The sequence below is a fragment of the Cryptosporangium aurantiacum genome (genome assembly GCF_900143005.1).
Classification (GTDB): domain Bacteria; phylum Actinomycetota; class Actinomycetes; order Mycobacteriales; family Cryptosporangiaceae; genus Cryptosporangium; species Cryptosporangium aurantiacum.
Genome location: NZ_FRCS01000012.1, coordinates 174,150 through 199,052, shown reverse-complemented (window position 1 = coordinate 199,052; position 24,903 = coordinate 174,150). Strand labels below are relative to the sequence as shown.

Here is a 24,903-nt window from a genome sequence, read left to right as displayed (position 1 = left end):
CCTGAGCAGGGCCGCCCAGGAGCCCGCGTTAGGCTCCAGCCATGCTTCGAACGGCGATCCTCGCGGCGGCTCGAACCCCGACCGTCGAACGCCTGGTAACCAACGCGTCGGTCGCCCGAAGCCTGGTCGCCCGGTACGTGGCAGGCGATGAGGCCACCGATGCGGTCCGGATCAGCCGGGAGCTGATCGCCGACGGCCTGACCGTCACGCTCGACCACCTGGGTGAGGACACCGAGGACGAGGCCGGCGCGGCGGCGACCACCGCGGCCTACTGCGGGCTGCTCGATGCGCTGGCCACCGCAGGCGTCGCACCACCAGCTGAGGTGAGCGTGAAGCTCTCCGCCGTCGGCCAGCGTCTGGACGCCAAGCTGGCGACCGAGAACGCCCGCAAGATCTGCCAGGCCGCCGCGGCGGTGGGAACGACCGTGACCCTCGACATGGAGGACCACACCACCACCGACCTGACGCTCGACACGCTCGCCGCGCTGCGGGCCGACTACCCGTCCACCGGCGCCGTGCTGCAGGCGTACCTGCGGCGAACCGAGACCGACTGCCGTGACCTGGCCTACGCCGGGTCGCGCGTGCGGCTCTGCAAGGGCGCCTACGCGGAACCGGAGTCGGTGGGGTTCGAGAACGCGCTGGACGTCGATCGGTCGTACGTCCGCTGCCTGAACGTCCTGATGGCCGGTGACGGGTACCCGATGCTGGCCACGCACGACCCCCGTCTGGTCGCGATCGGCGAGGAACGGGCCCGCTGGTACGACCGGACGCCGGACACGTTCGAGTTCCAGATGCTCCACGGGGTGCGGACCGACGAGCAGCGCAGGCTCGCCCGGTACGGCTATACGGTGCGGATCTACGTGCCCTACGGGCGGGACTGGTACCCCTACCTGATGCGCCGCCTCGCGGAGCGTCCGGCGTACCTGGCGTTGTTCGCCCGGTCGCTGGTCTCGAGTCGCTGAACAAGCTGGAAGGAAACTCCTGTGGACACGCTGGCGATCTTCGGTGCGGGCAAGCTCGGCGAGGCGTTGCTCTCCGGCCTGCGGCGGGCCGGCCGGGCGCCGGAAGAGATCGTCGTCGTCGAGCGCTCCGAGGAGCGGGCGAAGTTCCTGCTCGAGCGCTACGACGTGCGGGCGGTCTCCCCGGCCGACGCGGTCGCGCACGCCCGGACGCTGATCATCGCGGTGAAGCCGCAGGACGTCGGGGTGCTGCTGGACACGCTGGCGCCGCTGGTCGGGCCGGACCAACTGGTCGTCTCGGTGGCGGCGGGGATCCCGACCAAGTACTACGAGCAGCGGCTCGCGGACGGCGTCCCGGTGATCCGGGTGATGCCGAACACGCCTGCGCTGGTTGACGAGGCGATGAGCGTCCTGTCCGCAGGAGCGCACGCCGAGGAGAAGCACCTGGCCGCGGCGGAGGCGTTGCTGCGGCCGGTCGGGAAGGTCCGCCGGCTGCCCGAGTCGCAACAGGACGCGGTGACCGCGCTGTCCGGCTCCGGTCCCGCGTACTTCTTCTTCCTTGTGGAGGCGATGATCGACGCCGGGATACTGCTCGGGATCTCCCGCGAGGTGGCGGCGGACCTGATCGTCCAAAGTGCGCTCGGCGCCGCGACGATGCTGCGGGACAGCGGACAGCACCCGGTGCAGCTGCGCGAGGCGGTCACGTCGCCGGGCGGGACGACGATCGCGGCTATCCGGGAGCTTGAGCGGCACGGGGTTCGGGCTGCGCTACTCGATGCGATCGAGGCCGCCCGAGACCGCTCCACTGAGTTGGGTCGCCTCTACTGAGCGAGCGAACTCGGGGGTCCGGAGTGTCCAGTGGGGCTGCCGAGGGCCGAATCCGAGGGTCCTCAGGGCGATTCGTGGGGCGGATCGAGCTGTCCGGGACATGACAAAACATGAATTCGGACGGTCTAAAGTGGGGCAAACTCGGATGAAATCCCAAGGAATGTTGCGATCAGCATAGGCAGAGTTGCTGAGGGTATCGCTCGCTCCCACTTGCACCGTTACTCTACTAGGAGCACGTGCGTGACCACCGTGCCGGAGGGGAAGCCGGCACCCGATACGTGCCCGGGTGAGGTGGGTCGTATGGCAATGGCAGGACCGTCGAATTTGTCCGATGTCAGGTTCCTCACCGTCGCTGAGGTGGCGACGTTGATGCGAGTCTCGAAGATGACCGTGTACAGGCTCGTCCATTCAGGAGAGCTGAACGCAGTACGGGTCGGTCGCTCGTTCCGAGTGCCCGAGCGTGCAGTGCACGAGTATCTTCGCGACGCGTTCACCGACACCGCCTGAGTGAAGTCTTTTCGACCGACTCTCCGAGGTCGCGGTGACCTTGGAGGAGGCGTGAGGTTGAAAAGAGTTCATCTGACGGCTCCGACCCGGAGAGGGGCAGTAGCGGCCGGGGAGTCCGCTGCAACCTCCGCTCCGGGTGGGGGAACCTGGCCTGACCGGGCGGCGTGAGCCGTCCACGAATCGGCCGTGGTGGCGTGGAGGCCCCCTACCTCCACCCCCACGGCTTCTTCGTGTGGGCTCCAGTGCCGTAGTCGTGTGACTAGTGGCATTCAGGGTTCGGGTCGCGGGTCTGGCATGTCCGGCCTAGGCTCACTTTTGGTACGACGAGCGGCACGCTCGGCGACTCCCGCGGAGGGGGTCCGGCGCGGGCGACAGCAGCCCGGGCAGGGCAGTCGGGCCGGCTCAAGATAGGGTGTACTTCCGTCTCTCTATCGTCGTACGAAGAACATTGAGGAAGTCGTATGGGTTCGGTCATCAAGAAGCGCCGCAAGCGGATGGCGAAGAAGAAGCACCGCAAGCTCCTGAAGCGGACCCGCGTTCAGCGTCGCAACAAGAAGTAGGCCGCACCCGGGGAGGCAGCATGCCGGCAGAGGAAACACCGCCGGGTCTGCCCCGGGTTGTCTTGGTCACCGGCGTCAGCCGGTACTTCGGCGGTCGTCTTGCCGCCCGTCTCGCGGCCGACCCGAGTATCGAGCGGATACTCGGCGTCGACACCGTGGCGCCGGACGCGGAGACGGCAGAGCGGATCGGCCGCACGGAATTCGTGCGTGCCGACATCCGTAACCCGTTGATCGCGAAGGTCATCGCCGACGCCGGTGTCGACACCGTCGTCCATATGAGCGTGCTCGCGACTCCGGCCGGTCTCGGCGGGCGGGCGTCGATGAAAGAGCTCAACGTCATCGGCACGATGCAGCTCCTCGCGGCGTGCCAGAAGGCGCCGACGGTCCGGAAGCTCGTCGTGCGGTCGTCGACAGCCGTCTATGGGGCTTCGCCGCGTGATCCGGCGGTGTTCACCGAGAACATCCAGGCGAAGCAGAGCCCCCCGAGCGGCTACGCCAAGGACGCGACCGAGGTCGAAGGGTACGTCCGCGGGTTCGCCCGGCGGCGTCCGGACGTCATCGTCACGACCCTGCGGCTGGCGAACATGCTCAGCCCGCGGATCGACACGCCGCTGGCGAGGTACTTCGCGCTGCCGGTGGTGCCGACCGTGCTCGGTTACGACGCCCGGCTCCAGTTCCTGCACGTCGAGGACGGTCTCGACGCGCTCTGCCGCGCCGTGCTCGAGGACCACCCCGGTACGTACAACGTCGCCGGACCCGGGTCGCTGCTGCTGTCGCAGGCGATTCGCCGGGCCGGGCGGGTCCAGCTGCCGGTGCCGTCGATCACCGCCCCCTACCTCGGGATGGTCGTGCGGCAGGCCGGCTCGATCGACTTCTCCCCCGAACAGACGCGGCTGCTCACGTACGGCCGCGTCGTCGACATCTCCCGGCTCCAGCAGGAGTTCGGGCTCACCCCGGCGTTCACGACCGCGGCGGCGTTCGACGATTTTGTCCGCGGCAGCGATCTCGCGTCCCTGTTGTCCGCCGAGAACCTGAGCGCGGTCGAACGGGGGCTGCGGACGCGCTGGTCGGCGGCTCGCCGCCTGGTCGAGTCGGTCCGGTCCGGCGCCCCCCGATCCTGAGCTGCTCCCCGACGTATGGCCCCCGACCCTGGTGGAACCCGGTAGGGCGAGACCCCCGGTTGGCAAGGAGTGCCGCAGATGCCCGACGCCCAGATCATCCCCTTCGACGGCGGCGCGTCCCGTGCTCAGCGCACCGAACAGCACGCTCCGATCGAGGTGGACGACGCCGCCGACCCGACGCTTCCCACCGAACCTGTGGTGGCCACCGACGAAGGAATCACCGCCGACGCGGACGCCGATCGGCGAGCCGCCGGTGAGGCCGTGACCGTGGAAGCGGCCGTCATCCCCCCGCAGGGCGCGGACAAGCCCGCACCGCGACGGCGCACGACCCCGGGCTCCGGCCGCGGCACGGCGGGCACTGGACGCAGCACCGCCGGCACGGGCCGCGGCACGGCAGGGAAGGGCCGCAGTACGGCGGCCAAGGGGCGCAGTGCGTCCGGCACGACCGCGGCCGGCGGGACCGTGAAGAAGGTCGCCGTGAAGAAGGCGGCTGGCGCGGGCAGGGGCACGGCGAGCGGTAACGGCGCGGGTCGGGGCACGGCGAGCGCTAACGGGCGGGCGGCGACCCCGAAGGCCCACCCGGCGAAGGACGACGCTGCGGGTACGCGTCAGGCGCCGACGGCAGGGCCCGAGGGAGACGTCTGGGACCGGCGGGTCGCCGGAGCGCTCGCTTTCCTCCGCCGTCGGCTCACCGGCGAGTACGAGACCGACGAGTTCGGGTTCGACCCCGAGTTCGCGACCTCGGTGCTGGCACCGGCGCTGCGCCCGATCTACGAGAAGTGGTTCCGGGTCGAGATCTCCGGCCTGGAGCACATCAGCGACACCGGCGGCGCGCTCGTGGTGGCCAACCACTCCGGCACGATCCCGGTGGACGCGACGATGCTGCAGCTCGGGCTCCTCGACCGCCACCCGGCGCACCGGAACCTACGGCTGCTCGGCGCCGACCTGGTGTTCCAGATGCCGTTCGTCGGTGAGCTGGCGCGGAAGTCCGGCAGCACGCTGGCCTGCCAGCCGGACGCCGAGCGGCTGCTGTCCGGCGGTGAGCTGGTCGGCGTCTTCCCAGAGGGGTTCAAGGGCGTCGGCAAACCGTTCAGCGAGCGGTACAAGCTGCAGCGGTTCGGTCGGGGCGGGTTCGTGTCGGCGGCGTTGGCCACGAAGGCGCCGATCATCCCGTGCGCGATCGTCGGCGCCGAGGAGATCTACCCGAAGATCGGGGACGCCAAGGTCATCGCACGGATGTTCGGGTTGCCGTACTTCCCGCTCACCCCGACGTTCCCGTGGCTCGGGCCGCTGGGCGTGGTCCCGCTGCCGTCGAAGTGGTACATCCAGTTCGGGGAGCCGATCGAGACCTCGGATCTGGCGTCCGGCGCGGACGACCCGATGCAGGTGTTCAACCTCACCGACCAGGTGCGGGAGACCATCCAGCAGATGCTCTACCAACTGCTCATGCGGCGGCGCAGCGTCTTCGGGTGAGTTAGCTCGTGCCCGAGCTGGGTAAACGTCCGGTCATGACCGACAACGCGAACGAACAGGGCACGACCCGCCGGGTGACTCCGAAGGACGTGCGGGACGCGATGGCCACCTACTCCGGTGACGGTCAGGGCGACGACGCAACCGGCGGAGACGCGCTGGCCGAAGTGCAGCGCGCCCGCGCCGCCGCCGAATCCGACGACACCCGCCCCACCCCGGACACCGGCCTCTGAGCAATGAACATTCTGTGCCCCTCCAGGGGCACAGAATGTTCAGCGCTTCAGGCGATCTTTCGGCGCATGGCGAGAGTGCCCGCTACGCCGCCGGCGATGACGCCGGCGGCGGCCACGGCCGGGGCGCCGACCTTGGCGGCCTTGCGGGCGGTGCGGTAGTCACGCACCTGCCAGCCACGCTCCCGGGCCTCGCGGCGCAGCGCCGAGTCCGGGTTGATCGCCACGCCGGTGCCGACCGTGCTGAGCATCGGGACGTCGTTGACCGAGTCGCTGTACGCCGTGCAGCGAGGCAGCTCGAGGCCCTCGCGGCGCGCCAGCGAGAGCACGGCCTCCGCCTTCGCCGGACCGTGCAGCGGCTCACCGACCAGACGGCCGGTGTACTTGCCGTCGACGACCTCGGAGACGGTGCCGAGTGCGCCGGTGAGCCCGAGCCGGTGGGCGATGATGCTTGCCAGCTCGACCGGCGTCGCGGTGACCAGCCAGACCCGCTGACCGGCGTCCAAATGCATCTGGGCCAGCGCCCGGGTGCCGGACCAGATCCGCTTGGCCATGACCTCGTCGTAGATCTCCTCGGCGTGGCCGACGATCTCGGTGACGTCGCGTCCGGCGACGAACGCGAGCGCGGCCTGGCGGGCCGTCACCATGTTGGCGGCGTCCTCGACGCCGGACATCCGGAACCGCATCTGCTGCACCGCGAACCCGAACAGGTCGCGGCTGCTGAAGTACTTCCGCGCGGCGAGGCCACGGGCGAAGTGATAGATCGACGCGCCCATCATCATCGTGTTGTCGACGTCGAAGAACGCCGCAGCACTAAGGTCCGGCGCCACCTGGGCCGGTGCTTCCACCTCGGCGGCGGCTGCGCTCGCGGCGCCGGCGACGACCGCCAGAGCGTCCTTGCGGCGGCGTCGCTTAGTGAGCGTGATCACGCGCTACCTCCGAAACACTGACGTGCAGAAACGCGCCTGTAGACCCTGGGGGCGACCGCGCCCCAGTTTACGGGCGGCTGCCTGAACGGCTCTGTGCCGGTCGGGGCAACAGAACGTGAGGCGTGCGGGCCCGCAGAATGAACGTCCGGGGCGGCCCGTTCAGTCCCGGCCTGCCTCTCCGACGTCACTGGTGAGCGCGCTGCCGACGATGCTGTCGACGGTCTGGTCCGCGGAGCCGATCAGCGAGTCGGTCGGTGACCCGGTGCTCGGCGAGGGGAGGATCGATCCGGACTGCGGGATCAGGTTTTCCGCAGCACTCGACGGGTCGGATTCCCAGTCGTCGTCGGTGACGGCTGCGGAGGACTTCCGGCCTGCGGCTCCGGGGGAGACCCGGCCGGTGCTGGCTGCGCTGCCAGTTGGTGCGGTGGTCGGCGTTTCGGACGTGCGGTCCGAGCTGTCCGACCGGGAACTCTCGGTCCACGGAACTCTCGGCGGTGCCGGCTCGTCCGAGGGTATCCGGGATTCGTCGGCGGAGGTGTCCGAACACGGGCGTGCGATCGGCCCGAGCTCGTCCCGGTTGAACGGCCCGGTGCAGTGCAGGACCTCACGGACCTGGGACGAGCGGACGCTGATCTGTTCGAGCAGGGCGCGCGAGGCGTGTATCCGGCGCACGACCGCGGGTGCCGCTCCGGGCGCCTTCTCGATCCGGGTCAGCCCCCGGCGCTGCGACACCACGAACTCGTCCACCAGATCGAGCGGCGCGGGGTGGTGCTGGGTGGTGGCTGCGGTGCCGAGGTCGGACATCCCGAGCCGGCTGTCGCTGTCCATGTCGTCGAGCAACCGGCCGAGCTGGGCGAGGTCGCCGGTGGCCGCGGCGGCCTCCTGCAGCCGGTTGCGCGCGAAGTCCAGGTGGAGCTGCCCGCGGGCGACCGCGGAGCGGGCCAGCGTGAGCTGTGCGGCCTCACGGCTCCGTTTGACGCCGTAGAGCGCGTCGCCGGGGTTGGCACCGCCGCTGGCAAATCCGACCCCGGACAGCGCGACCAGCCCGGCCAGCGTCCCGCTGACCACCGTGACGCGGCGCGGGATCCGCCGCCGGCCCAGCGGGAACGTGCGTGTGCCGGGCTCGACGTCGACGGAAGGGGGCGGCCGGAACCCGGGCTCGGCGTTGATGCCGTGCACCGAGGCCACCGCGATGAGCCGCTGCCGCAGCCGGTTACGGAACTCGTCGTCCGCCTTGACCTGCTCGCCCGCGCTCCCGAGCCGTTCGGCGAGGAGCACCAGGTCGCTGACCTCGTCCGATCCGCGTCCGGCCGGGGCGCGATGGACGCCGATCGGGTGCGGCGGCGCCGCGTGCTGACCGGCCGCGTGCTGGCCGGTATGTCGTGAGCGACCGGGGTGGTCGATCGTGCGGCGCTCGCCGGCGCGGTCGGCGGTCCGGTCGGCAGAACGGCGCTCGGCACCACGGCGGGCCGACACCCTCGCGTTGAAGTCCCGCGCTCGTCGGCGTTCCGCTGGGCTCAACATCACCGTGGGCACCTCCTCTCCGCCCCCCACGTCCCGGCCGTCCGCTGCCGGTGCCGAGGACACCATCGCCTCGGCACACCGGATAACGCGCCGCGCCGCCCCGGGGTTACGGGGGCGCGTCGGTTCGGAACCCTCACGGAGTGAATCCCTCCGGGAGCAACCGGCCGAGTGTCCGTACTGCCCGGTATTGCAGTGCCTTGATGGCCCCGTCGTTCTTGCCCATGATCTGCGCGGTCTCGGTCACTGACAGGCCCTGGAGGAACCGCAGCGTGATGCACTCCTGCTGCTCGGGGTTGAGGCGACGGACGGCGTCCAGCAGCGTCGCGTTGTCCAGCCGGGTGATCACCTCGGCCTCGGGGCGGCCCTCCGGACCCGGTGCCTCGTCGTCGGCGTCGAGCATGTCGGCGGTGGTCACCTCGAGCCGGGCCCGCGCCGACTTGTAGTGGTCGGCGATCAGGTTCCGGGCGATCGTGACCAGCCAGGCGCCGAGGTCGCGGCCCTGCCAGGTGACGCTGCCGATCCGCCGCAGCGCGCGGAGCCAGACCTCGCTGGTCAGGTCCTCCGCGACGGTGCGGGAGCCGATCCGGTACGAGATGTACCGGTAGACCGTGTCGAAGTACCGGTCGTAGATCCGCGCGAACGCGCTCGCGTCGCCGGCCTGTGCCTGGCGCACCAGGTCCCAGACGTCCTCGTCCTCATCGTGCGTCTCGGGCGCGGGTCGCTCGGCCGAACGTCGGCCCCTGGTCGGGCCGGGAACGCGGTAACCGGGCTGGTCGTCGCGGTCAGGGCCGTCGTGGCCCGGAGGCTCCTGGCCTGGTGGTCCGCCCGAACCGGCTCCGCCGGGTGGTCGCCCGACCACGACCGTGCCCCCGGTCTCCGAATCGACCGGGCGGCGCTGGGCCGGGTTGCGCAGCGCGCGCGAGGACGGCCGCCCCGGCCGCGGATCGGCGCGGTGCGGTTCGCCCTGGGCGCCGGGGGTGTCGGGGCCGCCGGGCGGCGGTTCGACACCCGGCTGCGCGGGCAGGACCGGTCCCGCCTGGGTGCCGGCGGGGGGCAACGTCGGTAGGGGTAGCGCTGCGGTCGGGGTGCTGTCGGCGTCCAGCGGCCCCGCGTGCTCGGCACGGCGAGCCCACGGGATCCGGGTCGGTTCCCGTCGCCCGGTCAGGCAACGCAAGCCACCGCCCAGGCTGCCGCCCAGGCCGAGGCCGAGCCCGCCCAAGCCGGTGCGGCTGCGCAGGCCGGTGCGTTCCCGAAGGTCCGCGAGCGCTTGCCGGAGATCGGAGAGGTCGAGTTCCAGCTCGATGCCGCCCGGCAACGCGCCGTACCCCACCGTCCCGCCGATCATGCTCGTCCCCCCACGTGGCCCGCCGAGCCCGCCCGGGAGGCCGTGAGCGACGGCCTCCGCCAAGCGGTCACCAGCGGTGCCCCAGAAGTGGCGAGCCCGCCGGCCGGACGACGTCCGGACGGACCGACTACAGCAAGTACATGACTGATAACGCAGAGATCATACTTTCCCCAAGGCTCTCGCCGCGTCGGGGACGCACACACCACGACATTTCTTCCATTCCGGCCCCCTTGTCATGCACTGCGGCACATCCTGGCACTGTCGCGCCACTCAGAGTTGCAAAAGTTAGTCACAGCCCCCGTACGGGGGGCAGTGCCGCGCCAGTAGTTCCACGATTGGCCCCCGAACGTCCGTCGGTGCTCGGAACGACCGGGAGTTCTCGCTCGTCTCTCTGGTGACGGACGCTCCGGCGATGGGGCTACGTGGCAGACTTTCCGGCGACGGACCGAGTGACGGTCCATTCCGGACCACGATCGATCGAGGGTGAGATGGCGGCGACCGATCACACCGTGACGCTGCTGACCCGGGTCGGGTGCCACCTCTGTGACGACGCCAAGGACGTGCTGGTGCGGATCGCGTCCGAGACCGGCGTCGGCTGGGACGAGGTGGACGTCGATGCCGACCCCGAGCTGGCCTACGAATACGGCGACCGGGTGCCGGTCGTCCTGCTCGACGGCAAGGAGCACGGCTTCTGGCGGGTCGAGGAGGCTCGCCTGCTCCGCGACCTCGCGCGCTGACCGCGGTGGTGACGACAAGGCGACAGTGACGCTGGGTCGCGGGCCCGGTCGGGTTACCGTCGGGTTAACCAGCGTCGAACTAGCGTTCTGTGACTTCTTCAACACTCTTGGTGTTTGTGTTGCTCGTCACCGAGGCTCTGGCCTGCGGTGTCGACTTTGTGCAGGCGTTCACAAGCGGCTACGGTGAGGGCTAAGCGCTGTTACCGCGCCGGGTCCAGGTAGCGGTTCCGGGGCGTACCGATCGCGCGACCATCAGTCGGCGTCCGCACCGTCGAGGAGACCGATGTCCGGAGATCGTCCGCGCATCCGCGCCGCGGGTCGTACCCGCGGTGTGCCCGAAGCGACGGTCGCCCGGCTCCCGGTCTATCTGCGGGCGCTGCACGCGCTCGCCGACGCCGGCCACGACACGGTGTCCTCCGAGGAGCTGGCGGTCGCGGCGGGCGTGAACTCCGCGAAACTCCGCAAAGACCTCTCCCACCTCGGCTCCTACGGCACCCGTGGGGTCGGCTACGAGGTCGCGCTCCTGGTCGACCAGATCTCCCGCGCGCTCGGGCTCACCCAGCGCTGGGCCGTCGTCCTGGTCGGGGTCGGAAACCTCGGTCACGCGCTGGCCGGCTACGCCGGCTTCGCCTCCCGTGGCTTCCGGATCGCGGCCCTCTTCGATGCGGACGCCGAGCGCGTCGGCGAGCGCATCGCGGGCCTCGACATCCGCCACATCGACGACCTTCCCCGGGTCGTCGACGAGGAGCAGGTCTCCATCGGGGTGATCTCCACGCCGTCCGACGCCGCCCAAGAGGTGGCCGATCGGCTGGTCGAGGCGGGGGTCACCAGCATCCTGAACTTCGCCCCCTGCGTCCTGCAGGTCCCCGACGGGGTCGACGTCCGCAAGGTCGATCTCGCGCTGGAGCTGCAGATCCTCTCCTTCCACGAGCAGCGGAAGGCGGACAGCGCCGGGGGCCGATCCGGTGTGAACGGAACGGGTGTCAACGGCAGCAACACGGTGCCGTCGGCCGCCAGCGGCACCGTGACGCCACTGCCGGCTCCCCGAGTCGATGCCCGGGAGGTCGTCGGTCAGTGAGCCTGTATCGAACCGGGAGCCCCGAGCGGAGCGTGCACCTGGCATGAGCGTTGTCGTCGTCGGTCTCAACCACCGCACCGCGCCGGTGCGCCTGCTGGAACGAGCCTCGGTGCCGTCCCCGGAACTCGGTGGCGTGCTGGCCGAGCTGATCAGTGGTGCGCACGTCGCCGAGGCGGTCGTGCTCTCCACCTGTAACCGGGTGGAGGTCTACGCCGCGGTCAACACGTTCCACGGCGCGCTGCACGAGATCGGGCAGGTGCTGTCCGCCCGCACCGGCGTCCACATCGCCGAACTCGCCGACCACCTCTACGTCCACTACGCGGACGCCGCGGTGCGGCACCTCTTCACGGTCGTGTCCGGGCTGGACTCGCTCGTCGTCGGCGAGCCGCAGATCCTCGGCCAGATGCGCGAGGCCTACAACGCCGCGGACGGCCACGGCGCACCGGGCCGGATGCTGCACGAGGTGATGCAGCAGGCCCTGCGGGTCGGCAAGCGCGTCCACACCGACACCGACATCGACCACGCCGGTCAGTCGGTGGTCACCGCCGCGCTCCGGCTGGGCTCCGAGCGGGTCGGCTCGCTGTCCGGCCGCCGCGCACTGGTCGTCGGCGCCGGTTCCCTGGGGGCGCTCGCCGCCGCCACGCTCCGCCGCGACGGCATCGGCGACATCACGGTCCTGAACCGCACCCCGGAGACCGCCCACCGCGTCGCCGCGGGCGTCGGCGGGCGCGGTGGCGACCTGACCGAGATCCGGGCGGCCCTGGCCGAGGCGGACGTCGTCGTGACCGCGACCGGCGCGACCGAGGCCGTGCTCACGTACCAGGACGTCTCCGCAGCGCTAGAGGCACGCGGGCCGAACGCGGCCGACCTGGCGATCCTCGACCTGGCGGTGCCGCGCGACACCGAGCGCGCGGTCGACATGCTGCCGGGCGTCGTCGTGCTGGACATCGAGGCGCTCACCGCCGCGCTGGCCCACGAGCCCGCGACCACCTCCGTCGACGCCGCGGCGTCGATCGTCGAGAACGAGGTCGAGGCGTTCGCTGCCTGGCAGCGGTCGACCGAGGTCGCACCGACCGTGGTCGCGCTGCGTGCCCGAGCCGACCAGGTCGTCGCGGGTGAACTCGATCGGCTGCACTCCCGGCTGCCCGACCTCGACGACGCCGCCCGCCGCGAGGTGGAGAAGACCGTGCGCCGGGTGGTGTCGACGCTCCTGCACACGCCGACCGTGCGGATGAAAGAGCTGGCTACGGCCCCTGGCGGAGACCGCTACGCTGCGGCGGTCCGGGAATTGTTCCTGCTCGACGGACACGCGCGGCCGGCTGCCGCGGTCACCGTCGAGCCGGTCGGCTCGGAGAGCGTCGTCGACGGCAACCCCTGGATCGTGAGCGAGAGCGAGGTGTCCGGATGAGCAGGCCGTTGCGCCTGGGTACGCGGGCCTCGAAGCTCGCGCTGGCCCAGTCCGGCGACGTCGCCGCCGCGCTCACCGCGGCCACCGGCCGCGCGGTCGAGCTGGTGCACATCAGCACCGACGGTGACCGCGACCGCACCACGCCGCTGACGCAGATCGGCGGCACCGGGGTGTTCGTCTCGGCGCTGCGGGACGCGCTGCTCGCCGACGAGATCGACTTCGCGGTCCACTCGTACAAGGACCTGCCGACGGCGGCCGCCGAGGGGCTGACGATCGCGGCGGTGCCGGTCCGCGCCGACACCCGCGACGCGCTGATCGCCCGGGACGGCCTGACGCTGGAGAAGCTGCCGGCCGGCGCACGCATCGGCACCGGTGCGCCGCGCCGGATCGCCCAGCTGCTGGCCGCACGCCCGGACGTGGTCTGCGTGCCGATCCGCGGCAACGTCGACACCCGGCTGGGCAAGGTCAGCAGCGGCGAGCTCGACGCGGTCGTGCTCGCGGTGGCCGGCCTCACCCGCCTCGGCCGGGCCGCCGAGATCACCGAGGCTCTCGACCCCGACGTCGTCGTGCCCGCACCGGCGCAGGGCGCGCTCGCGATCGAGTGCCGCGCCGACGACGCCGATTTGGTCGAACTGCTCGGCACGCTCGAAGATTCAGGTGCTCGCGCCGAGGTCGTCGCTGAGCGGACGCTGCTCGCCACGCTCGAGGCCGGATGCAGTGCCCCGGTTGCGGCCTGGGCGACCGCCGGTACCACTGAACTCACCCTGCGGGCCAGGGTCGCGTCGCTGGACGGCACCACCGTCCTGACCGACGCACGGACGATCACCGTCCCCGACCCGCACGACAGTTTGCACACCGACGCCGAGACGGTGGGTCGGCAGCTCGCTGCTGACCTCCTCGCTTCCGGCGCCGACACCCTGATGGGGAGAACCGCATGACCCGTCGCTCCACGACTGGCCGGATCACGTTCGTCGGGGCAGGCCCCGGCGACCCGGGGCTGTTGACCCGGCGTGCGCTCGATGCCGTCGCTGACGCCGACCACATCCTGCACGACCGGTCACTTCCGGCCCCGCTCCTGGCCGCGGTGGTCGCCGCCGCGCCAGCGGAGGTCGAGGTGAGCGTCGCCGAGGGCGCGGCGGGCGACATCGCGAAGGTCCTGCTGTCCGGAGCCCGCTCCGGCCGCACGGTGGCCCGCCTGGTCGCCGGCGACCCGCTGACCGCGGAGTCGATCGTCCGCGAGGTGCAGGCGGTCGCCCGCACGTCGGTGCCGTTCGAGGTGGTGCCCGGTGTGCCGCTGGCCGAGGGTGTCACCGGCTACGCCGGTGCGCCGACCGGCGGTCTGCGGACGACCGTCGAGGTGCGGGACGTCACCGCGCTCGACTTCGACGCGATGGTCGCCGTGCCCGGCTCGCTGACGCTGACGCTGGACGCCGGTGACCTGCCCGCCGTCCGTGACGGGCTGCTCGCCGCGGGCATGAGTGGCCAGGCGACCGTGCTGGTGACCGGCGACGGCACCACTGACACGCAGTCCACCTCGGTCTCCACGCTCGACGGCATCGTCGACGCGGCGATCGGCCTCTACGGCACGCTCGTCGTCTCGATCGGCGCCGGTGTCGGCCTGCGCGACAAGCTCTCCTGGTGGGAGTCGCGTCCGCTCTACGGCTGGAAGGTCCTGGTGCCGCGCACCAAGGAGCAGGCCGGTGCGATGAGCGCGCAGCTGCGCGGCTGGGGCGCGATCCCGGAGGAGGTGCCGACGATCGCCGTCGAGCCGCCCCGGACCCCGGCGCAGATGGAGCGGGCGATCAAGGGCCTGGTCACCGGCCGCTACGAGTGGGTCATCTTCACCTCGACCAACGCGGTGAAGGCGGTCTGGGAGAAGTTCGCCGAGTTCGGCCTGGACGCTCGTGCGTTCGCCGGCGTGAAGATCGCCTGCGTCGGCGACGCCACCGCGGCGGCCGTGCAGTCGTTCGGCGTCCGGCCGGAGCTGCTGCCGAGCGGTGAGCAGTCGAGCGACGGTCTGCTCGCCGACTTCCCGCCGTACGACGAGGTGCTCGACCCGATCGACCGGATCCTGCTGCCGCGCGCCGACATCGCGACCGAGACGCTCGCCGCCGGTCTGATCGAGCGTGGGTGGGAGGTCGACGACGTCACCGCCTACCGCACGGTCCGGGCCGCTCCGCCGCCCGCGCCGATCCGCGACGCGATCAAGTCGGGTGGCTTCGACGCGGTGCTGTTCACCTCGTCGTCGACCGTCCGGAACCTGGTCGGGATCGCCGGCAAGCCGCACGCGCGCACGGTCGTGGCCTGCATCGGACCGAAGACTGCGGACACCGCCCGCGAGCTCGGCCTGCGGGTCGACGTGCAGCCGGAGACCGCGAACGTGCCGTCGCTGGTGGAGTCGCTGGCCGAGTACGCGCTGGAGCTCCGGGAGAAGCTCGCGGCGCTGCCGACCAAGCCGCGGCGCGGCGCGAAGGCACAGGGACCGACGGCCGGGCGGCTCGCCCGGTAAGGAGCAGTACCGGTTCAGGTGACGCACGGAACGTCAACTGAACCAACAAACGCAGGGCTGCGTCATGCATGGTGGAAGGACGCAGCCGGGAGAGGGAGATCGATGAGCGGAACGTTGCGGCGGACCATCGCAGGCGCGCCCTCGCTCGAGAAGCTCTGCCCCGGCCTATCGCCGGGCAGCAGCGGCGGCGGTGGCGGGTTCCCGACCGTCCGCCCGCGGCGGCTGCGGCAGAGCCCGGCCATGCGACGGCTGGTCTCCGAGGTCCGTCTGCACCCCGCCGACCTGGTGCTTCCGCTGTTCGTCAAGGAAGGCCTGCACGAGGCGCGACCGATTCGGTCGCTTCCGGGTGTGTTCCAGCACTCGCGCGACTCACTGCGCAAGGCCGCCGCCGACGCCGTGCAGGCCGGCATCGGCGGGATCATGCTGTTCGGCGTCCCGACCGAGCGCGACCACTGCGGCACCACCGACGCGGTGCTGAACGACGCGATCGCCGACGTGATCGCCGAGGTCGGCAACGACACGGTCGTGATGAGCGACCTCTGCCTGGACGAGTTCACCGACCACGGTCACTGCGGGATCCTGGCTGCGGACGGCTCGGTCGACAACGACGCCACGCTGCTGCGGTACGCCGAGATGGCGGTCGGGCAGGCGGATGCCGGAGCGCACGTGCTCGGGCTGTCCGGAATGATGGACGGCCAGGTCGGCGTGGTGCGGGCGGCGCTGGACGCTGCCGGGCACACCGACACCGTTCTCCTCGCCTACGCCGCGAAGTACGCGTCCGGCTTCTACGGGCCGTTCCGCGACGCGGTGGAATCGCAGCTCCAGGGCGACCGCAAGACCTACCAGCAGGACCCGGCCAATGCCGCCGAGGCGCTGCGCGAGGTGGCGCTCGACGTCGCCGAGGGCGCCGACATCATCATGGTGAAGCCGGCGCTGCCGTATCTCGACGTGTTGCGGCAGGTCGCCGACGCGGTGGACGTGCCGGTGGCCGCGTACCAGGTCTCCGGTGAGTACGCGATGGTCGAGGCTGCGGCGGCGAACGGCTGGATCAACCGCGAGCAGGTCATGCTCGAGACGCTGATCGGCGCCCGCCGCGCCGGCGCCGACTTCGTCCTCACCTACTGGGCCACCGAGGCTGCGGCGCTGATCTCCTAGCGCGGGGACCCTAGCGCGGGGACCCTAGCGCGGGGATCCGGCGGCGCGGATGGTGAGGAACGCCAGCGGGGGGAAGACGAACAAGAGCCCCCACTGGAGCGTCGCCACGGCCCAGAGCAGGGATGCGAAGCCGGTCGCCAGGTAGCGCAGGATCAGGAACGCCGCGATGAGCGTCCCGATCCACCCGGCCGCGGTCTTGGCCCACATCATCCAGTTCGTGGTGCCCCCGCGGCGGATCAGCGCGACGCAGATCAGCAACGTGAGAGGTACCGCCGCCAGTCGACTCGCCACCGTACCGGGGTCGGCGGTGCCGTCGGCCGTGATCCAGCTCGTGGCCGGGTCGGGGAGCCAGGACGTCTGCCGGTCGATAGCCGTGCTCGTCTCGAACGCGCGGGACAGCCAGGACGGCTCGGTCAGCCCGCCGTCGACGAACAGCTGCCGGACGAACGGCGCCTGTGCGATCGCGTCGAGCAGACCCAGCAGGATCAGCACCAGCAGCCAGCGGCTCCAGACCTTGCGCCCGGTGGCGGTGCCCACCGGCGGGCACTGGAGGCGCTGCCACGGCACGCGTCGGGGAGCGCGTAGCGGCGGCGCCGCAGTGCGGGCCTGCGGCACGCCGTTCGGGTTCCAGGGCGCGCGCTGCTGCGGCGGCACGCCCCCGGGCGGCGGCACGGCGCCCGGCGGCCCCGCTCCCGACGGCCCCGCTCCCGGCCGCCCTGCTCCCGGCCGCACGACTCCCGGCGGGGGAGCGGCCTCCGGGGGACGGGCGGTGGCCGCGCGCAGGCGGGCGGCTGCCCCCTGGAGGCGCGCCGCGCCCTCCTTCAGCTTGGCCAGACCGACCTGCGCGGGCGGCGCCTCGGGCGCCGCTGCGGCGGCCCCGGCGGCTGCGGTGGCGCGTGCCGGGGCCGGAGTACGGGCGGCGCCGATCTCGATCGGGGGACCACCCGCGCGGCGCGAGAAGCGGTCGGCCAGGTACGCCACCAAGTCCGGTGGCTCCTCGTCGGACGCGGCCGGTGCGGCGGGCCGCGCACCGGGCCGTGCACCGGGCGGCGGGGCATCGGCGTTCGTGAACGGCCGCGTCGCCGCCGGCCGGTGCCGGATCGCGTTCCCCACCTCGGACGGGAGCCAGCTGTCCTGGTCGGCGAACGAGCCGACCTGCCGCACGATCCAGTCCAGCGACGGACGCTCGGTCGGCTCCTTGGCCAGGCAGCGGCCGATCAGCTCGGCGAGCCCCGGCGGCAGCCCGGACAGGTCCGGCGGCGCGGTGGCCACCCGGTTGGCGACCGCGAACGACTGCCCCGCCCCGAACGGCGCGACGCCGGTCGCGGCGTGCGCCAGCACGGCACCCAGCGAGAACACATCGCTGCTCGGCGCCAGTGGCGCACCGGCGAGGTGCTCGGGCGACATGTAGCCGGGCGTACCGAGCAGCGGCCCGTCGCCGGTGAGATCGATGCCCTCGACGGCCTTCGCGATCCCGAAGTCGATCACCCGCGGGCCGTTCTCCGACAGCAGCACGTTCGACGGCTTCAAGTCGCGGTGGACGACCCCGGCAGCGTGGATGACCTGCAGCGCTTCCGCCAGGCCCGCGGCCAGCGCCCGGACCGTGTCCTCGGGCAGCGCGCCGTGTTCGTTCAGGACCTGGGCCAGCGACTGGCCCCGGATGTACTCGGTCGCGAGCCACGGCGGGTCCCCGTCGGGGTCGGCGTCGAGCATCGCGGCGGTGAACGGCCCGCCGACCCGCTGGGCCAGCGCGACCTCGCGGCGGAAGCGGATGCGGAAGTCCGGGTTGAGCGCGAGGTGCCCGTGCACGGCCTTGACCGCCACGAGCCGTCCGCCCGGCGACCGGCCCAGGTACACCGTCCCCATCCCGCCGGTCCCGAGCACTCCGACCAGCCGGTACTGCCCGAGCTGGCCCACTGTCGGCGCACTCGATGAACTCTTTTCAACCTCACGTATTTCCGTAGGCTGAGCGCCGTTCGCACGGGTCGGTCGAAAAGAATTCAACCTGCGGCTCCTTCCCCGGTAAGCCCGGGGCCCGTTCGCCGCCGGCCCCGGGCCCTGTGGTCCATCGTTGCCGCTCGGGTCAAGTTTCACCACCGCGACAGGGGGTGCGACGGGGTCTGATCTACCTGCCTGACCGGTTCCGGACACATCCGGACGGTGTGATGCCGGTTGTAGTCCAATCGCCAGTGGGGGTACACACAGCGACGTGTGACTTGCGACCCGACGCCGGGGGGCAGGGACATGAGCGGGCTGCAGATCGACGTGCTCGGACCGCTACGGATCGGGCGAAACGGCACCGCGGTGACCGTGCCGGGGGCGAAACCACGCGCGCTGCTGGTGACGCTCGCGGCGGCGCAGGGTTTTGTCGTCTCGACCGACCAGGCGCTGGACGCGCTCTGGCCGGCGAAGCGTCCGCGCAGCGCGCTGAACACGCTGCAGAGCTACGTGGCGGTGTTACGCCGGACGCTGGAACCCGGACGGGCGCCGGGCGAGCGCGGCTCGATCCTGGTGCGGGAGGGCTCCGGTTACGCGCTCCGATTACCGGTCGGTGCGCTCGACGCGGAGGAGTTCACGCGCCTCGCGACCCGCGCGAACCGTCAGCTACAGGCCGGCGAGGCGGGCTCGGCGGCGTCCGGATCGGCCGAAGCGCTGGCGCTCTGGCGCGGACGGCCGTTCCAGGACGCGCCCGACCACGTCGATCTGATCGCGGCCGAGGTGGCCCGCCTGCACGAGTTGCACGTGACGCTGCTCGAAGACCGGTTCGCCGCGGCGATCGTGCTCGGGCAGCACGCGTCGGTGGCGGGGGAGCTGGCCCAGCACTGCCGCGACCACCCGCTGCGCGAACGCGGCTGGGAGCTGCTGGCACTCGCCCGCTACCGAGACGGCCGACAGGCGGACGCGTTGGCGTCGCTACGGGAGGCGCGGCGTCGGCTCGCCGGGGAACTGGGCGTCGATCCGGGCCCGCGCCTACGCGAGCTCGAAGCGCGGATCCTCGCGCACGACGAGGCGTTGTTCCCGACGGACATCACGGCGGGCCCGAACGGAACCGCCTCGCACAACGTGCCGCTGAGCCTCGATCGAACTATCGGACGGCAGACCGAGGCCGACTGGTTGCGGACGATGCTCGCCCGGTACCGGCTGACCACGGTGACCGGCCCGGGCGGCGTCGGCAAAACACGGCTGGCGCTCGACGTCGCTCGTACGCGGGACGATCCCGACGGCCCCTGGGTGGTCGACGTGGGGCGGCTGACGTCCGGATCGCTGCTGGCCCCGGCGATCGGCCGGATACTGGGCCTGTTCGGGGCGAACACCACCGAACAGCTGACCGACGTGCTGCGGCAGCGGCACTTCCTGCTGGTGCTGGACGGGTGTGAGCATCTCGGGGAGGCCGTCGCCGAACTGGTTGCGGCCCTGCTCCGCCGCTGCGCGGGCCTCCGGGTACTGGTCACCAGCCGGGAACCGCTCCGGGTACCGGGAGAGGGCCTGCTGGAGGTGCGGCCGCTCCGGGCCGACGACGACGCCGTCGAGCTGTTCCTCGATCGGGCCGGTGCCGGCACGCACGGCTGGAACGTCCGCCCCGAAGACCGCTCGGTGGTCACGCGCATCTGCCGACGCTTGGACGGCCTGCCGTTGGCGATCGAGTTGGCCGCCGCGCGGGCGGCGGCGCTCCCGCTCCCGGAGATCGAACAGCGCCTCGACGACCGGTTCACGTTGTTGCGAGACGGCAACCGCGGCGGTGAGCACCGGCACGAGTCGCTCTGGTCGACGCTCGACTGGAGCTACTCAATGCTGAGCGCGTCCGAGCGGAGCCTGTTCGCCGCGCTGAGCGTCTTCGAGGGCGGCTTCGACACGCGCGCGGTGGCCGCCGTCGCCGGGCCCGAGCGCTCCGCCGTCGCGGCGACCGTCGATCTGGCCGCGCTGGTCGCCAAGTCGTGCGTGGTGCGAGTACGCGACGAGGAGGCGGGACCGGCCGGCGACCGGTACGGACTGCTCGACACCGTCAGGGCGTTCGCGTCCGCGCAACTCTCCGGAGCGGCGGCGGCGAGCGTCCGCGCACGTCACCGCGCCTGGGTCGAGGACCTCACCGCCACCGCGGAGCGGCGGATGGTGTCGTTCGACGCGGCCGACTCGATCGCGCGGCTGAGCGTCGAGCGGGCCAACTGCCGCGCTGCGCTGGCGTCCGCGAGCACCGACGACGACCCGGGCCGCGCGCTCCGGATCGTCGCGTCACTGGGCTTCTACTGGTACCGAACCGGCGCGATCGAGGAGGGCACCGGCAGCCTCCAGCAGGCGCTCCGGTTCCCCGACCGGGCGCCAGAAGCGCTTCCCCGGGCGCTGCTCTTCCTCGCCGGACTGCACTACCTGGCCGGCGACCTCCGAGCAGGGCTCGGCGGGCTGGACGCCGCTGCCGTCGCCGCGCGCGCCGTGGACGATCGCCTGACGCTGATCCGCGCGACCTGCTACCGGGCCCATTTCGGTGTGCTGGCCGGGGAGAATCCGGCCGAGATGGCCGCGGTGGCGCGCCGGGCCGTCGCCTGGGCCGAACGCTCGGCGCCGCAGTGGGTGGCGGCCGAGGCCCTCAGCGCACTCGGGCACGTCGACCGGCTGGGCGGCGATCCGGCGACGGCGCTGGATCGGCTGACCCGGGCGCAACGCCTGGCGGAGGAGTGCGGACACGATTGGGCGGCCGGGTCCGCGGCGTGGGCCGCCGTGAAGGCAGCGCTGGACCTCGGCCGGTCGACGCGCGCGCTCCGCCTGATCACCGAGCAGGTCGTCGCGCAGGAGATAGCCGGTGACTGGACGTCATGGCTGGTGATGGTCCACACCGCGGCCGGCGCGCTGGCGGCGTCCGGGCGCGCCGAGGACGGCGCGATGCTGTTGGGTGCGGTGACGGCGATCGGGGCGCGCCTCGGGTTCGACCCGGCGCGGATGGACCCGATCGACGCGCCCCGGATCGAGCGTCTGGTGACCGATGGGTGCACACCCGAGGTCGCCGCCGCCGCCCGGGCCGCCGGGACCGAACTGACCCGCACCCAGGTGCGGGACCTGCTTCTCCAAGCGGTCTGACCAGGCCTTCCGCGGCAACGCGAGCGGCACGGCTCCAGCGGACCTCAGGCTCACCTCAAGCCACGGTGCCGATGATCCGGCCAGGCCCGTGATCGCGGGCCGCCCCGTGGAGAAGGGACGCCCGATGTCCAACATTGCCACCCGTGGCCTGGCGACGAACCACAGCGAGACGGTCGTGGGCCGCGGCCTGAGCACCAACCACAGCGAGCCGGTGGTCGGTCGTGGGCTGAGCACCAACCACAGCGAGACCATCGTCTCGCGCGGCTGACGACGCGGCTGCGCGGCCGGGGGCCGGGATGGGTATCGACGTAGGCCGCCCGGCCGCACCGGACGCGCAGCAGGGAACGGGGCGATCGAGCACACGCCGGCTGCCCCGTTCCGCGTGGCTCGTCTTGGCGGGAGAAGCCGTCTCCTGCGGCGGAATGGGCCTCACGCTGCCGTTCCTGCTCGTGTACCTGCACGAACAGCGCGGGATCGGGCTGGGTGCGGCCGGGCTGATCGTCGCGTCGATCGGGCTCGCCGGGTTCGTCGGCAACCCGGTGGGCGGATGGCTCTGCGATGTGGTGGGCGCCCGCCGCGTCGCGGTGGCCGGACTGCTGGTCGTCGCGGTCGGCGCCGCACTGACCCCGGCGGTGCGCTCCACCTGGCAGGGGTTCCTGGCCGCAGGAACGTACGGGCTCGGGATAGCGCTCGCCGCTCCGGCGCGGGGCGCGCTGCTCGCGCTGGTCGTACCGGTGCCGCTGCGCGGCCGTGCGTTCGCGCTGCGGTACGGCCTGAACAACCTCGGGCAGACGCTGGGTGGCCTGATCGGCGCTCTGCTCGTCGTCGCGTCACCTGGGGGCTTCACGGCGATCTACCTCGTCGAGGCCGTGACGTTCCTGCTCTTCGCGCTGCTCACCGTGCGGGTGCGCCCGCGGACGAACGAACCTGTCGGCCGGAGTCCGGGCGGGTACCGCCAGGTCGTCGGCGACCGTCCGACGCGCGCCGTCCTCGCCTTGATCGTGCTGGTGGTCGCCGCCGGCTACGGACAGCACAGCGCGGGATTCACCGGCTACGCGACCGAGGGAGCCGGCGTGGACGCCGCGGGGCTCGGTCTGGCGTTCGCGGTGAGCACACTCGTCGTCGTGGTGGCGCAGCTCCCGGTCAACGGCTGGTCCGCCCGGATCCCGCGCAGTCGCACGATGGCAGCCGCGGCATTCACGACGGCGCTCGGCTGGGCGGTCGCCCTCGTCGGCGGCGCGGTGAGCGACAGCGTGTGGCCGTTCGTCGTCGCGATGGGGCTCTTCGGCCTGGGCGCGACAGCGTTCTCGCCGGTGGTGGCGGCGCTCGTCAACGACCTCGCGACCGACGACCTGCGCGGGCGGTACAACGCGGCGTTCAACCTCACGTACACGATCGGGTTCACGGCCGGGCCCGCGCTCGCCGCGCTGTTCCTGTCCGCGGGTTATCCGGCGGCTCCGCTCACGGTCGCGGTCGTCGTGCTTCTCGGTGCGGTGCTGCTGAGCCTTCGGCTCGGCCGGCTGCTTCCGGCCTCGGTCAACCTTCCGGCCGTTCAAAACCACAGGGGGACGCAATGAGCGAGGCCACCGCGGGCGCGGTCGACGCCGCAGCAGCCGTCCGGGCCGCTTGCGCCGACGCCGAGCGTCTCCGCGCGGCCGGGCGGTACGCCGAGGCCGAGCAGGCGCTGCGAGCCCTGCTGAGCCGCGCCGAGCAGGAGTGCGGACCGGAGTCTTTCGCGGTCGCCGAGGTCTGCAACAGCCTCGGCGTCCTCGGCAAGTACACCGGCCGCTTCGACGAGGCACGGACGCAGTACCGCCGCGCGCTGGCGATCATCGTGGCCGAGGTCGGCGAGAACCATGCCGACGCTGCCGCGATCTATCACAACCTCGGCGGCCTCGACCACGCCCGGGGCCGCTACCGGGACGCCGAGCCGGCTGCGCGTCGCGCGGTCGAGATCCGTCGGCGCGCCTGCGGGCCTGACCACCCGGACGTGGCCGCCGACGAGGTCGCGCTCGCCGCCGTTCTGCAGCAGCTCGGCGCGACCGACGAAGCCCGGACGCTGCTCGGCCGGGCGCTCGGCGTGTACGAGCGTCACTACGGACCGGAGCACCTCGAGGTCGCGATCGTGCTGGGTAACCTCGCCGTGCTCCGCGTCGACGACGACCCGGCGGCGGCCGCCGAGCTGTGGCGGCGGGCGCTCGCGATCAAGCGGGCTGCGCTCGCCCCCACCCACCCGGAACTCGCGGTCACGCTCAACAACCTGGCGATGGCGCACTGGCGGCTCGGTGAGCACGACCGGGCGGAGCCGCTCCTCGCCGAGACGGTCGCGGTGCTCACCGGCGCTGTCGAGGACGACCACCCGCTGTTGCGCAGCGCCACCGCGGACCTGGCGGACCTGCGACGCGAACGGGCTCAGGCCGCGCGGCCGTAGGCGTCGGCGAATTGGTAGACCTGCTCGACGTATGCCGGAACGCGGTTGTACGTGAAGACCGCGGATGCCCAGCCGACGCCGGTCGCGAGGTCCTGGTCGCGGGCGCACAGGTAGTAACCGGCGGCCAGTGCGGCGTCGTCGACGTCGTAGGGGTCGGCGCGGCGGTTGCCGTCGGCATCCACCGACCAGGCCTTCCACGTCGCCGGGAGGAACTGCATCGGCCCGACCGCGCGGTCGTAGGTGCGATCGCCGTCGAGGGTCCCGCGGTCGGTGTCGCGGATGAGTTCGACGCCGCCGCCGCCGGCCAGCGGGACGCCGATGATCCGGCTGCTGCTGGTGCCGTCCGGCCGTAGCTTCGCGCCGCCGTAGCGTCCGTGGTTCGACTCGACCGCGCCGATGCCGGCCAGCAGCGTCCAGGAGAGGTGGCAGCGGGGTTTGGCCGTCGCGAGTACCGCCTCGGCGTAGCCGTAGGCCTGGAGCGCGACCGGGGGGATGTCGAGCAGCCGCAGCGCGCGGGCCCAGGACGCGAGCGCGTCGGCAGGGCGGTCGGCGGTCTCCTCGGGACGGGCGGCGTTCACCGGGGCGCTGGCGGCACCCTCGGAGGGAAGCGCGCTGGTGGTGGCGGTGAGGAGCGGAGGCGCGGCGGTCGGGGCTGCCGGTACGGAGTTCGGCGGGGGCGGGTCGGCGAGGGGCGATTCGGCCTCCGGGCGGCTCCAGCCCCACACCACCCACCCGGCGCTCGCGAGGCACAGGACGAACGCTGTCGCCCCGGCGACCGGTGCCCAGTAGTGGCGGGCTCGAGAGCGGCGGGCGGGCCCAGGATCGTTCGGCGGCGGCGATGGTCCCGAGGGAGGCGAAGGCGGCGCGGCGGCTCGACCGGCGTGCTGCGCGGCCCAGGTTTCGGCGTGCTGGGTCCAGGCGACCGCGGCCCGCCGCCAGGGCTCCCCAGAGTGCCCATCTTCGTCGTCTTTATCCGTTTTGCTGCGCACGGTCCCAGGGTGCCGTTTCGGAGCGGCGTGTGCACGCTTGCCGAGCAGGTAGT

Annotated in this window: 22 protein-coding genes; 17 read left to right on the top strand and 5 right to left on the bottom strand. The window is 72.3% G+C overall.

Annotation, left to right across the window (positions count from 1 at the left end; all coding sequences use genetic code 11):
• Positions 1 to 41 precede the first annotated feature (41 nt).
• The 7 genes from BUB75_RS32335 (at position 42) to BUB75_RS32305 (ending at position 5,678) form a co-directional block, all read left to right on the top strand.
• Positions 42 to 962 (top strand): proline dehydrogenase family protein, encoded by a 921-nt coding sequence (locus tag BUB75_RS32335; RefSeq protein ID WP_073262374.1) that lies wholly within the window; start codon positions 42 to 44, stop codon positions 960 to 962.
• 21 nt (positions 963 to 983) lie between these two features.
• Positions 984 to 1,787, top strand: a complete 804-nt coding sequence (gene proC, locus BUB75_RS32330; RefSeq protein ID WP_073262372.1) for a pyrroline-5-carboxylate reductase — start codon at positions 984 to 986, stop codon at positions 1,785 to 1,787.
• Positions 1,788 to 2,087: 300 nt separating this feature from the next.
• Positions 2,088 to 2,294 (top strand): helix-turn-helix domain-containing protein, encoded by a 207-nt coding sequence (locus tag BUB75_RS32325; RefSeq protein WP_425430909.1) that lies wholly within the window; start codon positions 2,088 to 2,090, stop codon positions 2,292 to 2,294.
• 461 nt (positions 2,295 to 2,755) lie between these two features.
• Positions 2,756 to 2,854 carry a 30S ribosomal protein bS22 gene (locus BUB75_RS32320; RefSeq protein ID WP_003948845.1) on the top strand — a complete coding sequence of 33 codons (99 nt, stop codon included), beginning with the start codon at positions 2,756 to 2,758 and terminating at the stop codon, positions 2,852 to 2,854.
• 20 nt (positions 2,855 to 2,874) lie between these two features.
• Positions 2,875 to 3,975, top strand: a complete 1,101-nt coding sequence (locus BUB75_RS32315; protein WP_073262370.1) for an NAD-dependent epimerase/dehydratase family protein — start codon at positions 2,875 to 2,877, stop codon at positions 3,973 to 3,975.
• A gap of 78 nt (positions 3,976 to 4,053) precedes the next feature.
• Positions 4,054 to 5,448: a lysophospholipid acyltransferase family protein gene (locus tag BUB75_RS32310; RefSeq protein ID WP_084741960.1), complete on the top strand. Its 1,395-nt coding sequence runs from the start codon at positions 4,054 to 4,056 to the stop codon at positions 5,446 to 5,448.
• 35 nt (positions 5,449 to 5,483) lie between these two features.
• Positions 5,484 to 5,678 carry a hypothetical protein gene (locus BUB75_RS32305; RefSeq protein WP_073262368.1) on the top strand — a complete coding sequence of 65 codons (195 nt, stop codon included), beginning with the start codon at positions 5,484 to 5,486 and terminating at the stop codon, positions 5,676 to 5,678.
• 47 nt (positions 5,679 to 5,725) lie between these two features.
• Here the strand turns inward: BUB75_RS32305 and BUB75_RS32300 are convergent, their stop codons facing one another.
• From BUB75_RS32300 to BUB75_RS45675, 3 genes are all read right to left on the bottom strand, one after another.
• Complete coding sequence (locus BUB75_RS32300; RefSeq protein ID WP_073262366.1) at positions 5,726 to 6,604, bottom strand: HAD family hydrolase; 879 nt, start codon at positions 6,602 to 6,604, stop codon at positions 5,726 to 5,728.
• 159 nt (positions 6,605 to 6,763) lie between these two features.
• Positions 6,764 to 8,128 (bottom strand): DUF5667 domain-containing protein, encoded by a 1,365-nt coding sequence (locus tag BUB75_RS32295; protein WP_143175536.1) that lies wholly within the window; start codon positions 8,126 to 8,128, stop codon positions 6,764 to 6,766.
• A gap of 133 nt (positions 8,129 to 8,261) precedes the next feature.
• Positions 8,262 to 9,473, bottom strand: coding sequence for an ECF subfamily RNA polymerase sigma factor, BldN family (locus BUB75_RS45675; RefSeq protein WP_143175535.1), 1,212 nt, complete (start codon positions 9,471 to 9,473; stop codon positions 8,262 to 8,264).
• A 488-nt stretch (positions 9,474 to 9,961) separates the two neighbouring features.
• Between BUB75_RS45675 and BUB75_RS32285 the strand changes: the two genes are divergently transcribed.
• The 6 genes from BUB75_RS32285 (at position 9,962) to hemB (ending at position 16,360) form a co-directional block, all read left to right on the top strand.
• Positions 9,962 to 10,210 (top strand): glutaredoxin family protein, encoded by a 249-nt coding sequence (locus BUB75_RS32285; RefSeq protein WP_073262362.1) that lies wholly within the window; start codon positions 9,962 to 9,964, stop codon positions 10,208 to 10,210.
• A 283-nt stretch (positions 10,211 to 10,493) separates the two neighbouring features.
• A complete protein-coding gene (locus BUB75_RS32280; protein WP_084741958.1) occupies positions 10,494 to 11,288 on the top strand; it encodes a redox-sensing transcriptional repressor Rex in 795 nt (264 codons plus the stop codon).
• 43 nt (positions 11,289 to 11,331) lie between these two features.
• Positions 11,332 to 12,696: a glutamyl-tRNA reductase gene (locus BUB75_RS32275; protein WP_073262360.1), complete on the top strand. Its 1,365-nt coding sequence runs from the start codon at positions 11,332 to 11,334 to the stop codon at positions 12,694 to 12,696.
• Positions 12,693 to 13,634 (top strand): hydroxymethylbilane synthase, encoded by a 942-nt coding sequence (gene hemC / locus BUB75_RS32270; RefSeq protein ID WP_073262358.1) that lies wholly within the window; start codon positions 12,693 to 12,695, stop codon positions 13,632 to 13,634. The genes BUB75_RS32275 and hemC overlap by 4 nt, the downstream gene beginning before the upstream one ends.
• Positions 13,631 to 15,205, top strand: a complete 1,575-nt coding sequence (locus BUB75_RS32265) for a bifunctional uroporphyrinogen-III C-methyltransferase/uroporphyrinogen-III synthase (RefSeq protein WP_073262356.1) — start codon at positions 13,631 to 13,633, stop codon at positions 15,203 to 15,205. The genes hemC and BUB75_RS32265 overlap by 4 nt, the downstream gene beginning before the upstream one ends.
• A gap of 102 nt (positions 15,206 to 15,307) precedes the next feature.
• On the top strand, positions 15,308 to 16,360 hold the full coding sequence (gene hemB / locus BUB75_RS32260; RefSeq protein WP_084741957.1) for a porphobilinogen synthase: 1,053 nt from the start codon (positions 15,308 to 15,310) through the stop codon (positions 16,358 to 16,360).
• A 24-nt stretch (positions 16,361 to 16,384) separates the two neighbouring features.
• Here hemB and BUB75_RS32255 read toward each other — a convergent pair whose 3' ends face one another.
• Positions 16,385 to 18,277, bottom strand: coding sequence for a serine/threonine-protein kinase (locus BUB75_RS32255; RefSeq protein ID WP_073262354.1), 1,893 nt, complete (start codon positions 18,275 to 18,277; stop codon positions 16,385 to 16,387).
• A 327-nt stretch (positions 18,278 to 18,604) separates the two neighbouring features.
• Here BUB75_RS32255 and BUB75_RS32250 point away from each other — a divergent pair, with 327 nt between their 5' ends.
• From BUB75_RS32250 to BUB75_RS32235, 4 genes are all read left to right on the top strand, one after another.
• The gene (locus BUB75_RS32250) at positions 18,605 to 21,430 is read left to right on the top strand and encodes an AfsR/SARP family transcriptional regulator (RefSeq protein WP_073262352.1); all 2,826 of its coding nucleotides are present in this window, start codon (positions 18,605 to 18,607) and stop codon (positions 21,428 to 21,430) included.
• 124 nt (positions 21,431 to 21,554) lie between these two features.
• On the top strand, positions 21,555 to 21,698 hold the full coding sequence (locus tag BUB75_RS46615; RefSeq protein ID WP_178380030.1) for a hypothetical protein: 144 nt from the start codon (positions 21,555 to 21,557) through the stop codon (positions 21,696 to 21,698).
• Positions 21,699 to 21,726: 28 nt separating this feature from the next.
• The gene (locus BUB75_RS32240) at positions 21,727 to 23,007 is read left to right on the top strand and encodes an MFS transporter (protein WP_073262348.1); all 1,281 of its coding nucleotides are present in this window, start codon (positions 21,727 to 21,729) and stop codon (positions 23,005 to 23,007) included.
• A complete protein-coding gene (locus tag BUB75_RS32235; RefSeq protein ID WP_073262346.1) occupies positions 23,004 to 23,861 on the top strand; it encodes a tetratricopeptide repeat protein in 858 nt (285 codons plus the stop codon). Before BUB75_RS32240 ends, BUB75_RS32235 begins: the two co-directional genes overlap by 4 nt.
• On the opposite strand, the gene BUB75_RS32230 is transcribed toward BUB75_RS32235, so the two are convergent.
• Positions 23,843 to 24,850: a lytic transglycosylase domain-containing protein gene (locus BUB75_RS32230; protein WP_143175534.1), complete on the bottom strand. Its 1,008-nt coding sequence runs from the start codon at positions 24,848 to 24,850 to the stop codon at positions 23,843 to 23,845. The genes BUB75_RS32235 and BUB75_RS32230 overlap by 19 nt on opposite strands.
• Positions 24,851 to 24,903 lie beyond the last annotated feature (53 nt).